The following is a 989-nucleotide window of genomic DNA, read 5'->3' as shown; positions in this document are numbered from 1 at the left end:
CCTTTACGCAGAAATGCGAGATCATCGACTATTCTAAAATAGTGTTAACCAACACACTACACAACAACAAAATTGGGGGACACCAATATGACTACCAATAAGAAAATTACTACTAAACCCAGCTGGGATGCTAATGACATGGTGATTAAAGCAATAAAACCCGGCTGCTTGGCATTCGAGAATTTGATACAAGATCCTGCAACGCGGGGCACCCAATGCCAGGAATCTACCCTGATCTACGATTCTTTGGCATTGCGTTACAACAAGGCCGAACCGGGCGAACTGCTAATGGTAGAGCTGCCGAACAAGCCGAGTACCAGCAACTTACGCAAAACCTTCGAGAATCGCGGGATGAAGGAAGGCGACTACCGCTTGTTCCGTCCGATGCGCGACGAACGCGGTAAACCCTTCCCAAAAAACATGCGCCCTTTGGTTTTGCAGCGCCTCACCGACAAAATGATGCGGATGATTCAGCCTTCCCAGGCCATCGCTGCGCGGTTTGCCGAAGAAGCCGAAGAACGAGGGGTCTCATACAACTTCGCGCAAGGTGAAAATCCAGTAAAACCGGGGCCTGCAGAGGAGATTTCGGCAGGAAATCAAGACCTGGTTAATACTTGAAAACGTAAGGATCGATTGCGGGTGACCGCCCCAGTTGAAAGGGCGGCATTCAAGTTTAATGCCCGGCTTGTCCGGCAATTTTGCCTCTTCACTTCGGTACTAGAGACGGAGCCCCTTGGTTTTCAAGGGTGCGACCTGGAAACCAAAATGACAAAAAAGCCTCCCAGAACCACCGGGGAAAGGATGACTGCTGACAAACGCTTGGCGTTTATCCGCCGCATCGCCAAAACCCACGGTTTGTCCCACCAAGACCTCACAAAATACACCGGGTATCTGCTTGACACCGTGTCAGGCTGGTTTACCTCATGCGACTCCCTCCGCCACCGACACGTCTCAGCCAGGGCGGTCGACCGCCTGCTGCTGGAGTTGGC

2 protein-coding genes are annotated in these 989 nt (G+C 51.8%); both read left to right on the top strand.

Annotated features, from left to right (window positions below):
* Window positions 1–87: 87 nt before the first annotated feature.
* Entirely contained in the window at window positions 88–618 is a 531-nt protein-coding gene (locus AC1DVH_RS31765; RefSeq protein WP_477757115.1) for a hypothetical protein, read from the top strand.
* Window positions 619–639: 21 nt separating this feature from the next.
* Window positions 640–989 (top strand): hypothetical protein (locus AC1DVH_RS31760; protein WP_477757114.1); only part of this gene is annotated, 350 nt, incomplete at its 3' end.

The sequence above is a fragment of the Pseudomonas sp. P4_C3 genome, assembly GCF_056402075.1.
This window is presented reverse-complemented; position numbering and strand designations above follow the sequence as displayed.